Here is a 12,522-nt window from a genome sequence, read left to right as displayed (position 1 = left end):
TATCGTAAAAGCCACTATAAAGCCCACTTCGTGGGCTTTTTTATGGTTCATGCAGCAGCTCAGCTGGCGTACTTGACGGAGCAGCCATAAGGCTGCGTGACGGGCTTGCTGACGGCCTTGCCGGCCTTGGCTTCGTCGATCGCCTGGATCACGTAGTTGGTGGAGCTGGCGATGTCGCTGGCGTTCGAGCTGGGCTTGCTGTCGATGGCGCCGGCGTAGACGATCTTGCCGGCCGGGTCGATCAGGTACATGTGCGGCGTGGTCCTGGCGCCATAGGCGCGGCCGATCTTGCCGTCGTCGAGCACCAGCGCGGTCGGGGTAGCGCTCTTTTCCTTCGTCCAGCTGTTCAGCGAGCTGGCCACCGTCGGATCCTTCGTGGCGTTGCCGCTCGTGCTGACCGACAGCCACACCACGTCCTTCGCCGCCGCGTGCTTCTGCGTGGCCGGCATATTGCCGCTGTCGTAGTGTTTTTTCACGAACGGGCAATCGGGGTTCACCCATTCCAGCACCACGTACTTGCCCTTGTAGCTGTCCAGCGAGACCTGCTTGCCGGCCGTGTCGACGGCGGTGAAGGCGGGCGCCGGCTGGCCCACGGTGGCCTGGGCCGCGGCGAAGCCGGCCGTTGCCAGGCCAATGGCCAGGATTGCTGCTGTCGTCATCTTCTTCATCGGTATTCTCCCGGTTGACTACATCGATGCAGGTCAAATCTTGCCCAGTGCCGTCCGCACCTGCTCCACGGTCAGCACTTCGGACAGCACTTGCGGCGGCTGGCTGTCGGTTGGTCCAAACAACACATACACGGGTACGCCGCTGCGGCCCAGCTGCGCCAGCTGCTCGGTGATGGCGGGGTCGCGGCGCGTCCAGTCGGCGCGCAGCAGCACCACGTTCTTCGCGCCGAAGTCCTTCAGCAACTGCGCATCGTTGAGCACGGTGCGCTTGTTGAACTGGCACGTGATGCACCACGCGGCCGTGAAGTCGATGAACACGGGCTTGCCGGCGGCACGGGCCTGGCGCACCACCTCGGCCGACCACGGCGCCCAGGTGTCGGACGACCCGGCGGACGACGACGTGGACGCCTGGGCCGGCGCGGCGCTCAGCAGCGGCCATACGAGGTTCACGGCAACGGCCAGCACCAGCGCACCGGCCGTGGCGAACATGGTGCGCGTGCGGCCCGACTTCACCGGCGTGCCGATCGTCCAGCACGCGAACGCCAGCGCGACGAGCACCCCCGTCACACCGGCCATCGCGTCGATGCTCGTCTGCTGGCCCAGCACCCACAGCAACCACACGACGGTGGCGAACATGGGGAAGGCCATCAGCACCTTGAAGCGCACCATCCACGCGCCGGGGCGCGGCAGCAGCCGGCCCAGCGCGGGCACGAGGGCTACCGCGAGATACGGCGCTGCCATGCCGAGGCCCAGCACGGCGAAGATGGCCAGTGCCCGCGGCGCCGGTTCCGTCAACGCCACGCCCAGCGCGGCGCCCATGAACGGCGCGGTGCAGGGCGAGGCGACGGCCACGGCCAGCACACCGCTGAGCGCATCGTCGACGACGGGATGTTTTGCACGATAGCCGCCCAGCGCGCCGGGCAGCACGCCGCCGAATTCAAAGACACCGGCCAGGTTCAGGCCGATCAATGTGAACAGCGCGGCCAGCCCCGTGACGAACAATGGCGACTGCAACTGGAAACCCCAGCCCAGCCCGGCCCCGCCGGCACGCAGCGCCAGCAGCAGGCCGGCCAGCGCCACGAACGACAGCACCACGCCGGCCGTGTAGGCCACGCCGCCGGCCACCGCCTTGCGGCGTTCTTCCCGGTGCTGCACGAGGCTGAAGACCTTCAGCGACAGCACGGGGAACACGCACGGCATCAGGTTCAGCAGTGCGCCGCCGAGGAAAGCGAACAGCAACGACAGCAGGAAGGAGGTACCCGCCGTGGCCGGGGCTGCGGGCAGGGAAGCCGATACGGGCGCAGACAGGGGAGCAGGAGCGGCCGCGGTGGCCGCTGCCGGAGCGGCGGTACCGAGGGCGGGCCAGGCGCCTTCGACCGGGATCGACAGCGTCCACCCGGCCGGCTGGCCCGGTACCACCAGTACGGCATTGAGCACCGCCGGGCTTTCGCTGCGCTGCGGCGACAGCGGCACACGCAGGCGCAGCGTGCCGTCCTGCCATTGCTGGCCGGTCTTCGCGGCGTAATCGATGACGCCGATGTCGGCGGCAAAGAACTGCACCTCGCCCTGCGGTGGCGCGGGCAAGCCGTGCACGTCGATGGCCAGCGCGTTGTCTTCCACTTTCGCCGTGGCGTTGGCGCCTTCCAGCGCCACCGGCGTGGCGGCCCGGGTGGCGTCGAACAGCGGGCCGTGTGCGGCGATGGCGGCATTGGCGGGAATGGTGACATCGAAATCGCCCGATTCGGGCAGGCAGATCTCCTTGCAGACCAGCCATTCGGCATGCAGGCCGACCTTCAGTTCGGTGCCGCTGAAACCGGCCGGCACCTGCACCGGCACGGGCAGCAGCACCTTGTTTTCATAACCGTAGTTGGTCAGTGGGCCGAGCGGCAATTTCTTCGGCGTGGGCCAGGCGATCTCGCCCGGCGTGAAACCGGCCGGCAGCTTCCAGGCCAGCGTGGTGGCCAGCCCGGAATCGCCGGGATTCTTCCAGTACGTGTGCCAGTGCGGCTGGTGGTCGATCGCCAGGCCCAGCCATAGCGTCTTGCCCGGCCGGATGCCATCCGGCGCATGCGCCAGCAATTCGGCGCGCACGTGGTCGGTGACCACGACGGGCCCCGCGGCGTGCGCCTGCGGCAAGCCGGCGAGCTGCAGGGAAAACAGCAGGCTGGCCGCCGCGAATTTGTACAGTGACGTCACGTCCCATCATCCTTGCTGATATCGATACAGCAATGATAAGGCTTAATGGGGCGTGGATTGTGTCGGCAATCTTAAGGAGGCTGCTCCCCCGATCGACAAACCCGTTATTGATGAGCCCGTGTCCGAAAACGGGGTTGACCCCATGGTGGACACGGACTGGGCCGTAAGCGATGCAGCTGGTGGGGTCAGTGCGACAGCGAGCGCTCCAGCTCGGCCATGCCGGCCGGCAGGTCGAGCGCGGCCCCGTGCGCCTTCATGCTCGATCCCAGGGCGTGCAAGGTGCGGAAAAGGTGGTGTTCGCGGCTTTGCTCACCCATCTGGCCAATGCGCACGATGTTCAGGCCGAATGCGCCGCTGATCTCCACGCGGTGCACGCGCGACATGTGCGCCAGCACTTCCGGGGCCGATACCTGGTCCGGCACCAGGATGCCGACGACGGAATTGAGCCGGTGCTCTTTCGCCACCAGCAGTTGCAGCCCCATGCCCTCGACACCGGCCTGCAACGCGACCGAACAGTGCAGGTGGCGCTCGAAACGCTTCGGCAGCGTTTCGCCGCAGATCAGCCGCAATGCTTCGTGCAAGGCCAGGATGCCGGATACCGGCGCGGTGTAGTGGTAGGATTTCTGGTTCCAGAACTTGTCCGCCAGGTTCGCATCCAGCACCCAGTGGAACGGCAGTTCGGTGCGCGTGGCGATCTTCTTCGCCCAGGCCCGTTCGGAAAACGCGAGCAGCGACACGCCAGGAATCGATGACAGGCCTTTCTGCCCGCCGGTGATCACCGCATCGATCTGCCAGTTGTCCATTTCCAGCGGCATCGTGCTGAGCGTGCAGACCGCGTCGACGATGACCAGCGCGCCATGTTCGCGTGCCAATTGCGCGATGCCGGCCAGGTTGCGGTTGCAGACCGTGTTCGACGTTTCGCCCTGCACCAACGTTACGGCGTCATACCGCTTGCTGCGCAATTCGCGTTCCACGGCTTCGAGGCTGGCACCTTCGTTGACGCCCGCTTCCAGGATGGTGGCTTCGCCGCGCACGCGGGCAACCATCTCGGCCATGCGGCGGCTGAAGTACCCGTTGCAGATGCACAGCACCCTGTCGCCGGGATGCACGAGGTTGGCGATCGCCATCTCCATCGCGGCGGAGCCGGGGCCGCCCACGCCGAGCACATAGCGCGAGTTGGTCTGGAACACGTAGCGGCCCATGTCCTTGACCTGGGCAATGACGCGGTTCATCGTTTCGCCCAAATGATTGATGACGATCGAGTTCGCCATTGCCACGCTTTGCGGAATGGGCACGGGGCCCGCCCCCATCATCAGCAGGGGTTCGTCGGGAAGGATCTCGTTGAGTGGAACGATATGGGGAACGCTGACGGCTTCATTCATGGCGGGCTCCGGGCAATGGGGGTCTTTCAGCATATCAGCCGCTTGCCTGCCCATCAACGCTGTATTGGTATTTACACCAGAACACCCGGCGCCTGCTCGCTTGCCTGCTCGCTTGCCTGCTCGCTTGCCTGCTCGCTTGCCTGCTCGCTTGCCTGCTCGCTTGCCTGCTCGCTTCATCGCCGGCGCGAACGCCGGCGATGCCCTCATCAGTCGAGCGAAATGCGCAGCACTTGCCCGCCATCGGGAAACGCTCCCGGGATCGGCCCCGGCACGATGCTGTTGTTCGTCACGTAGGCCGCGCCGTCCGGCCCGATGGCCAGGCCGCCCGGGTAATACAGGTTTTCGTAGAGGACGGTGCGGCTGCCGTCCGCCTCCACGCGGATCAGCCGGCCCGGCGCCAGCAGCGGCGGCCCGCCGGGGCCGGCGAAGCCATTGCCGATCTGGAGCACATGCAGGCGGCCCGCCGCATCGAACGCCACGCCGATGACGTTGGTGAAGCCGCTGGCGAACACTTCGGGCTCGCCGCCTTCCGCCGGCACGCGGTAGACGTTGGCGGCACCGGCCGGGAACGGGAAACCGGTCAGCTGGCCCACGTACAGTGCGCCGTCCGGCCCCGCGGCCACCGAGGTGGGCACGGCCTGCATGGGCATCATGGCGCCCGGTGGCAGGCCGAGGAACGGTGGCGCCGGCACGTCGCGCGAGCCGAACGTGGCGAGGGTGGAAATCTGCAGGTCGCGGCCGAGGCGCAGCAGGGAATTGCCGCCGGCATCCACGGCAAGGAAATCCTCGCCCTGTGCCAGCAGGCCGACGGGATTGCTGTCGACACCGTCGCCGGCCGGATCGTTGGCGGCGTCATAGGCGGCCAGGTCGAACAGCGCCTTCTCGTTTGCCTTGCCATCCTCGCTCGATGCAGCCGCCGCGCCGGCAGCCGGCACCGCCGCCACCGTCTTGTCCCGGCTGACGGGCACCGCCATGCCGCGCCGTGCCGGCACGGCAAGCACCCGCGCGAACAGGTAAGCATAGCGGCCCAGGCCTTCGCGGGTTTCGGGATGGGAGCCCAGGCCCATCGCCACCACGCCCTTGCCGGCGGCGTTGAACGCCACGGCTTGCGGTCCGGTCGCGCCGAATCCCCCTTCCGGCGCCAGCGACGGCAGCCGGGCCATCACGCGCGCCGGTTCCTTCCTGCCCGAGAGATCGATGCGCAGCACGGCACCGGTTTCGCCATAGCATGCCGTTTGCCCATCGCCCAGCACCGCGCAGGCACCGTTGCCGCCCTTGCCCGCTTCCGCCACGTACAGCGCGCCATCGGCCGCGAACGCGAGGCCGCGCGGATTGCTCAACCCCTTGGCGATCACGTCCACTTGCGGGGCCGCGGTCGCGGCCATCGATACCAGCAATGCAAATCCAGGCAGGCAACGCAAACCATTCATGGTGAGCTCCTTGAGGACGACACGGGGATGAACATGGCGGCGAACGCACATTCATCTCACGTTAGCACGACGGTATCCGATTGCAAGGCGCAGAAAAAAATAATCATTCACAACCAGAAGTTAGTCGCTTTATCGGTACATTTAGAAGGAAATATTTATGGATATCACGCATTAACTGTTGTTGATTACAATTGCCGCGAGCCGTCCGGCACCGGTTTTGCCGGAATGTAACTGCTTGTCGCCGGCAGCTTGCCCGGCGGGTTGGCCGCCCAGTAGTTTTCCAATTTCAGCTCCTTCAATGCCGCATTCAGGAAACTGCGGTCGATCCACGTATCGACGGGGAATTTCCTGCGGATCAGCCGGAACTCGTAGGCATGCTCGACCGCGTCCTTGTAGCGCTCGGTCAGGAACGGGTCGAAAAGAGGGCTGAGCCGGGTGCGCAGCGGCTGGCCTTCGTAGTCTTCCTTCCAGTGTTCGAGCTTGGCCGTACCGGTGCGGGCCCACATGCGGAACACTTCTTCCCGGTTCGCGTCATCGGAACTCCAGCGCGCCGCCTTGACCACGGCCTTTACGAAGCGCCGCGTCTGCTCCGGGTACTTTTGCGCGAACTCGTCGGTCACCAGCATGTGGCTCTGCCGCGTGAACACGGGCGAATCGCCCTTGCTCGTGTAGACGATGCGGGCCACGCCCTTGTCGCGCAGCTTGATCAGGTCGTAACTGCCGAACACGGCATCGATATCCTTCGTCGTCAGTGCGGCCTGCGACGTGGCGCTATCGAGGTTGACGACCTTCAGGTCCTTCTCGGTCAGGCCGTGCGCCGCCAGCAGCCGGTTGATCGGCAGTTGCGAATTCGTCCCCTTGAAGATCGCCACGCGCTTGCCGCGCAGGTCCTCCACCTTCCGGATCGTCGAACCGGCCGGCACGGCCAGGTAGAGATTCGTCCGCACGCCCGTGGCGAGGATCAGCCGCGTCTTCAGGCCGGCCGACTTGCCGATGATCGACGGCAGGTCGCCCTGGAAGGCGAAATCGAGCTGCCGGTTGCTGAGCGCTTCATTGACGGCCGGCCCGGCGCCCTTGAAGAAATACCATTCGATCCTGACATTGTCCGGCTTGAATTCCTGCTCGATCGCGCCGGTGGCATGGGCGACGGCGATCGACGAGCCCGAGATGCCCGGCGGGCTGCCATGCGCCGGCGATGCCACGCCCACGCGGATCACGGCCGGTGCCGCGGCGATCGCGTGGGCCGCGGTCACGGCCAGCGCGATGCCTGCGGCGAACTGCAACGTACTTGCGAAAAAACTGCGCCTTGCCTGTTTCATTGGATGCCCTCGCTGGTGTTGGTCATCCCTTCATTGCACGTTCCATGCCATCGCGAATACGGTGCTTTTGCGCGGTACCGGGCCCCGTGCTGCTGCGCACGCAACAGCCATCACTGCGCGCCCTGTTGGCGGGGTGATGGCTGCCAGACAGTCAGGAGCGGGTGGCCGCCTTTTTTTCGATGCTCTTTTCCACACTCGTTCCTGCCTCGGGCGCGTGCCGCACCGGCAGCCACGTGCGCGCCAGCTGCACGAAGAACAGCAGGGCCAGCACATGGAAGCCCGCCAGCATGCCGAAGTGCTGGTTGAGCACGCCGCCCAGCACGGCGCCCACCAGCGCGCCGCTGGGCCCGGCCAGCGAGAACATGCCGCCCGTGCGGCCGCGCCCCAGCTCCTGCGCGAGGCGGGCGAATTGCGCCACGCACGTCAGCTGCTGGATGCCCAGGCCGAGGCCCAGCAGCAGCGCACCGGCCCACAGCGCCCCCTGGTGCAGGGGATTGGCCAGCAGCAGTTCGGCGCACAGCAGGATCGCGAACGCCGTGCGGTAGCGCGTGCGCTCGCGCCACGCCATCACGATGGCGCCGGCCGCCAGCAGCGTCAGTACGAAGGCCGCGCCCTGCAGCGTCACCAGGCCGGCGGCCTGCTGGGTGGGCATGCCGAAGCGGCGTATCGCCACGAGGATGACGAACACGGTGAAGTACGACATGGCGACCTGCCCGACGAATTCGACGAGCATCGTGCGCCGCAGGTCGACGCGGCTGCCGATGAGGCGGAACTGGTCGAGCACGCGTCCCACCAGCGGCGTGGCGTCGGCGCCCTGGCCGGACGGGGCCGACGACAGCACGCGCTCGCCGATCAGCAGCGTGACGAACAGGCCGCCCGCCACCACGCGGAACGTTTCCGGGTAGCCGGCCAGGCCCACCAGCCAGGCGCCCAGCAGGGGCCCGAGGAAAAACATGCCGGCGCTGTGCGCCGCGCGCTGCCAGCCCGCCCTGGCGGGGCCGATGCGCGGCAGCAGGTGCAGGAATTCCGTTTGCGTGGTCACCATGCGGAACGGGTTGACGAAGCCGAACAGCACCACGCAGGCGATCAGCTGCCATGGCGTGGTGGCGAAGCTGAAGCCGGCCAGGAACAGCACGATGCCGCCGACGCAGCCGAAGCGGAACAGCGGGCGACTGCCATGGCGGTCGATCAGGGCACCGAGCGGCAGCGACAGCAGCAGCATGCCGGCGAACTGCAGGCCGCCGACCAGCCCGATCTGCCAGGGCGCGGCATGCATGGCGGCCGCATACAGAGGGAACACCACCTTGGCCACGCCGTTCGACGTGCCCGCGAGGATACCCAGCAGCATGAACCCGGTAAGAAAATGGCGTGGGGGAGCGTCTCCGGTCAATGTGGACGATGTCATCACGGCCTAGCGCAGCGGGAAGCCCAGGCCGGCCAGGGCTTCCTTGAGCCGGTGCCGTCCTTTCAGGTCTTCCGCGGTTTTCAGGCGCGCCAGCGAATGCTCGCTCCACGTGGTAACGGGCAAGCCCTGGGAAGCGTAGAACCCGCGCATCGCCTCGTCGTAGCCGCCCACTTCCTGTTCGACGGGTTGCGGCGTGTAGCGCTCGCGGTACAGCACCGAGGATTGCGGCAGGCGCGGTTTCACGGCCGCCGGCCTGGCCGGATCCGGGTGGCCGATGACGAGGCCGAACACGGGATAGACGCCGGCACCCGGTTCGATGCCCAGCTCGGCGGCCACGGCTTCGGGCTGGTTGCGCAGCGCGCCGATGTACACGGTGCCCAGGCCCAGCGATTCGGCGGCGGTGACGGCGTTCTGCGCGGCCAGTGCCGCATCGATCACGCCCATCAGGAACGTGTCCAGGTAGTCGGCGCCATCGAGCTGGCGGCCGCGTTCCCCGGCCAGCCGCTGCAGGCGCGACAGGTCGACGAGCCAGGCCAGGAACAGCGGCGCATCGCGCACGTGCTGCTGGTTGCCCACCAGGCGCGCCACGCGGTCGCGCCGCGCCGCATCCTCCACGGCGATGGCGCTCCATACCTGCAGGTTCGACGAGCTGGGCGCCGATTGCGCGGCCGCCACCAGCAGGTCGAGCGTGTTGGCAGGCAGCGGATCGGGCCGGAACGCGCGCACCGAGCGGTGCGAGAACAGCGTTTCCAGCACGGGATTCAGCGTATCGACGGCCGGCGCCTGCTGGCCGTTGCCGTAACGGGCTTTCAACAATTCAAAGGGATCGGACATGGATTTCTTTCTTGGGTGGTTACCAGGAGAACTGCCATTCGGCGACGGATTCGCGCTCGGGTACCGCCAGCAGCTCCTGCCGCGGCTTGTCGGAGAACTCGGCCAGCACGTCGTCCTTGATCGCGGCGAACGCATAGCTGCCGCGATCGCGCGGGCGGGGCAGCGGCACGTCGACGATGCGCTTGATGCGGCCCGGGCGCGGTTCCATCACCACGATGCGGTCGCCCAGGTACACGGCTTCGTCGACATCGTGCGTGACGAGGATGGCGGTGATGCCTTCCGCTTCCCAGATGCGCTGCAGTTCCTGCTGCAGGTGGGCGCGCGTGAGCGCATCGAGGGCGCCGAACGGCTCGTCGAGCAGCAGCACCTCGGGGCGGTTGACGAGCGCCCGGGCGATCGCCACCCGCTGCGACATGCCGCCGGAAAGCTGGTACGGATGCGCCGTCTCGAAGCCTTTCAGGCCCACCAGTTCGATGTGCTCCTGCACGGAACGGCGCTTTTCCGCCTCGGGCAGGTCGGCGTTCAGCAGGCCCAGGGCCACGTTCTGTTCCACCGTCAGCCACGGGAACAGCCGGTGTTCCTGGAACACGATGCCCCGTTCCAGGCTGGTGCCGACGACGCGCTTGCCGTCCAGGACGATCTCGCCCTGGTAATCGTTCTCCAGGCCGATCACGAGCCGCAGCAGCGTGGACTTGCCGCAGCCGCTGGAGCCGACGATGCTGATGAATTCGCCGGGGCGGATCGACAGCGAGATGTTGTCGAGGACCGGGAGGCTTTGCCCCTTGACCTGGTATTGCTTGCTCAGATTGCTGATTTCCAGCGTGCCTGCGTGTGCCATGTTTTCTCCTGTTTTTTCCTGATGTTCAGTACTGTCCGGTCGACGTGCCGCGCCAGCGCAGCAGCCGCCCTTCGATCTGGTTGGCGATGAAATTGAGTACGAAACCGACGGCGCCGACGAGGACGATGCCGAGCAGCACCTGGTCCATCCACAGGTGCTCGCGGCCATCGGTGAGCAGGTTGCCGATGCCGATGCCCGACGTGAGCAGGTACTCGGCGCCCAGCGTGGCCAGCCATGCGTAGATCAGCGCCAGGTGCACGCCGTTGAAGATCGACGGCAGCGCGGATGGCAGCACCACGCGGCGCAGCATTTGCGCCGGCGAGAGCGCGAACACGCGGCCCACCTCGATCAGCTCGCGCGGCACGCTGCGGATGCCTTCGAACGTGTTCAGCACCACGGGGAAGAACGCGGCCAGCGACAGGAACACCACCTTGGCCGTGTCGCCCAGGCCGAACCACACGGAGATCAGGGGGATCCAGGCGAACAGCGAGATCTGCTTGATCGTGTGCAGCGTGGGGCCGACCAGGTTTTCCAGCAGGCGTGACAGGCCCAGCGCGATGCCGACGGCGAAGCCGACCGTGCTGCCCAGCGTAAAGCCGGCCAGGTCGCGCGCCAGCGAGGCCCCCAGCGAAGTCCAGAGATAGCCGTTGCCGGACAGCCGCACGGCCGTCTCCCATACTTTTTCGATGGGCACGAACATCACGGTATCGGTCCAGCCGAAGCGGAACACGGCCCACCAGATGGCGAACAGCAGGGCCGGGAGTGCGGCGCCGCGCAGCACGCGGCGCAGGTCGGTGGTGTTGGTCAAGGTCGTCATGGCGTTTTCCGTTCAGAAGCCGTCGCGCCGCCAGCGCAGCAGGCGTTGTTCGATCAATGCCAGGATCTTGTCGAGCGCGAAACCGATCGCGCCGACCACGACCACGGCGGCCAGCACCACGTCGAGCTGGTACAGCTGGCGGCCATACACGATCATGAAACCCAGCCCCTCGGACGATGCCAGCAGCTCCACGGCCACCAGCGCCAGCCACGCATGCGTGAGGCCATAGCGGATGCCGTTCCAGATCTGCGGCAGCGCCGCCGGGAACACCACCTTGGTGAGCAGCTGCCAGCGCGTGAAGCGGTACACGCGGGCCACTTCGATGAAGCGGTTCGATACCCCTTGCAGGCCCTTGCAGGTATTGAGCGTGATGGGCACGAAGGCGGCCTTCGAGATCAGGATGATCTTCAATGCCTCGCCGATCCCCACCAGCATCATCAGCAGGGGCAGCCAGCCGAGCGACGGCACCTGCGCGATCAGGCGGAAGGTGGGGTACAGGTAATCGCGCGCCGTCGGCGACAGGCCCATGGCGATGCCGAGCGCGATCCCGCCCAGGCCGCCGGCCAGGAAACCGCCCAGCACCCGCCACAGGCTGATCAGCAGGTTGTCCGGCAGCTCGCCGGCGCGCACCAGGTCGACGAAGGTGGCGGCCACCATGCCGGGCGGCGGCAGGATCTGCGGCGGCAGCCATTCGAATTCGGCGGCCAGGTACCACAGCAGCAGCACCGCAAGGGGGAAAGGCCAGGACAATGCGAAGCGCGTCAGGCTGTCGTTCCAGCGAAGCAGCCGGCCTGGCTGCTTCGGCGCTGCGACAGGCAGGGCAAGGGTGAGTGTCGACATGAAGGTTCCGCGAAGGGTTAGTGGACCGGGCCGCGCCAGTGCAGCACGCGCGATTCGACGAGCGTGGCCAGGCGGTTCAGCACCATGCCGACTAGGCCGATCAGCAGCATGCCGACGATGATCAGTTCGACGTGGAACGTCGCCTTGCCGCGGATGACCACGCTGCCGATGCCCTGCGCGGAAGAACCCAGCAGATATTCGGCGCCGATCGTGGCCAGCCATGCGTACAGCAGCGCCAGGTGCAGGCCAGTGGCGATCTGCGGTGCGGCGGCCGGCAGGATCAGGCGCCACGCCAGTTGCCGGCGGTCGAAGCCCAGCACGCGCGCCACTTCGACCTGCGCCCGCGTCACGCTGCGCACGCCTTCGAACGTGCCGAGCGCCACCGGATAAAAGGCGGACAGCGCGATGAACAGGATCTTCGCGGCCTCGCCGGTACCCAGCCACGTGGACAGCAGCGGCAACCACGCGAACAGCGAGATCTGCTTCAACGTATGGAAGGTGGGGCCGACGAGGCGCTCGGCCCAGCGCGACACGCCCAGCAAGAGGCCGAACAGGATGCCGGCCGTGCTGCCGGCGGCGAAGCCGGCGATGTCGCGTGCCAGGCTCGCTTGCAGGCCGGCGAGCAACTGCCCGCTGGTGATCACCTGCCAGGCGCTGTCGACGACGGCGCCGGGCGGCACGATCAGCTTTGTATTCACCAGCTGCATGGCCGTCACCACATACCACAGCAGCAGGAAGGCCAGCGGCAGCACGAAGCCGCGCAGGTCCATATCACGCAATGTTTTCATCAGGG

General features: G+C 67.0%; 11 protein-coding genes. All 11 read right to left on the bottom strand.

Annotated elements, in window-relative coordinates; genetic code table 11:
- Positions 1 to 59: 59 nt before the first annotated feature.
- The 11 genes from ACY65G_RS18405 to ACY65G_RS18355 all read right to left on the bottom strand — a co-directional run bounded on the left by ACY65G_RS18405 (position 60) and on the right by ACY65G_RS18355 (position 12,517).
- On the bottom strand, positions 60 to 668 hold the full coding sequence (locus ACY65G_RS18405) for a redoxin domain-containing protein (protein ID WP_464998749.1): 609 nt from the start codon (positions 666 to 668) through the stop codon (positions 60 to 62).
- Positions 669 to 701: 33 nt separating this feature from the next.
- Positions 702 to 2,864, bottom strand: coding sequence for a protein-disulfide reductase DsbD family protein (locus tag ACY65G_RS18400; protein WP_464998748.1), 2,163 nt, complete (start codon positions 2,862 to 2,864; stop codon positions 702 to 704).
- A gap of 185 nt (positions 2,865 to 3,049) precedes the next feature.
- Positions 3,050 to 4,246: a pyridoxal-phosphate-dependent aminotransferase family protein gene (locus tag ACY65G_RS18395; RefSeq protein WP_464998747.1), complete on the bottom strand. Its 1,197-nt coding sequence runs from the start codon at positions 4,244 to 4,246 to the stop codon at positions 3,050 to 3,052.
- Between the two features lie 206 nt (positions 4,247 to 4,452).
- Positions 4,453 to 5,676: a ScyD/ScyE family protein gene (locus ACY65G_RS18390; RefSeq protein ID WP_464998746.1), complete on the bottom strand. Its 1,224-nt coding sequence runs from the start codon at positions 5,674 to 5,676 to the stop codon at positions 4,453 to 4,455.
- Between the two features lie 185 nt (positions 5,677 to 5,861).
- Positions 5,862 to 6,995, bottom strand: a complete 1,134-nt coding sequence (locus tag ACY65G_RS18385) for an ABC transporter substrate-binding protein (protein ID WP_464998745.1) — start codon at positions 6,993 to 6,995, stop codon at positions 5,862 to 5,864.
- Between the two features lie 151 nt (positions 6,996 to 7,146).
- Positions 7,147 to 8,343 carry an MFS transporter gene (locus ACY65G_RS18380; RefSeq protein WP_464998744.1) on the bottom strand — a complete coding sequence of 399 codons (1,197 nt, stop codon included), beginning with the start codon at positions 8,341 to 8,343 and terminating at the stop codon, positions 7,147 to 7,149.
- A gap of 63 nt (positions 8,344 to 8,406) precedes the next feature.
- The gene (locus ACY65G_RS18375) at positions 8,407 to 9,234 is read right to left on the bottom strand and encodes an NADPH-dependent oxidoreductase (protein ID WP_464998743.1); all 828 of its coding nucleotides are present in this window, start codon (positions 9,232 to 9,234) and stop codon (positions 8,407 to 8,409) included.
- A gap of 19 nt (positions 9,235 to 9,253) precedes the next feature.
- On the bottom strand, positions 9,254 to 10,072 hold the full coding sequence (locus tag ACY65G_RS18370) for an ABC transporter ATP-binding protein (protein WP_464998742.1): 819 nt from the start codon (positions 10,070 to 10,072) through the stop codon (positions 9,254 to 9,256).
- Positions 10,073 to 10,097: 25 nt separating this feature from the next.
- The gene (locus tag ACY65G_RS18365; RefSeq protein ID WP_464998741.1) at positions 10,098 to 10,889 is read right to left on the bottom strand and encodes an ABC transporter permease; all 792 of its coding nucleotides are present in this window, start codon (positions 10,887 to 10,889) and stop codon (positions 10,098 to 10,100) included.
- Positions 10,890 to 10,901: 12 nt separating this feature from the next.
- Positions 10,902 to 11,729 carry an ABC transporter permease gene (locus ACY65G_RS18360; protein WP_464998740.1) on the bottom strand — a complete coding sequence of 276 codons (828 nt, stop codon included), beginning with the start codon at positions 11,727 to 11,729 and terminating at the stop codon, positions 10,902 to 10,904.
- 17 nt (positions 11,730 to 11,746) lie between these two features.
- A complete protein-coding gene (locus ACY65G_RS18355) occupies positions 11,747 to 12,517 on the bottom strand; it encodes an ABC transporter permease (RefSeq protein WP_464998739.1) in 771 nt (256 codons plus the stop codon).
- Between the last annotated feature and the right edge of the window lie 5 nt (positions 12,518 to 12,522).

Source organism: Pseudoduganella sp. jia 12, assembly GCF_055502675.1.
The sequence above is the reverse complement of the archived record's forward strand: the minus strand, read 5'-3'. Positions and strand labels throughout refer to the sequence as shown.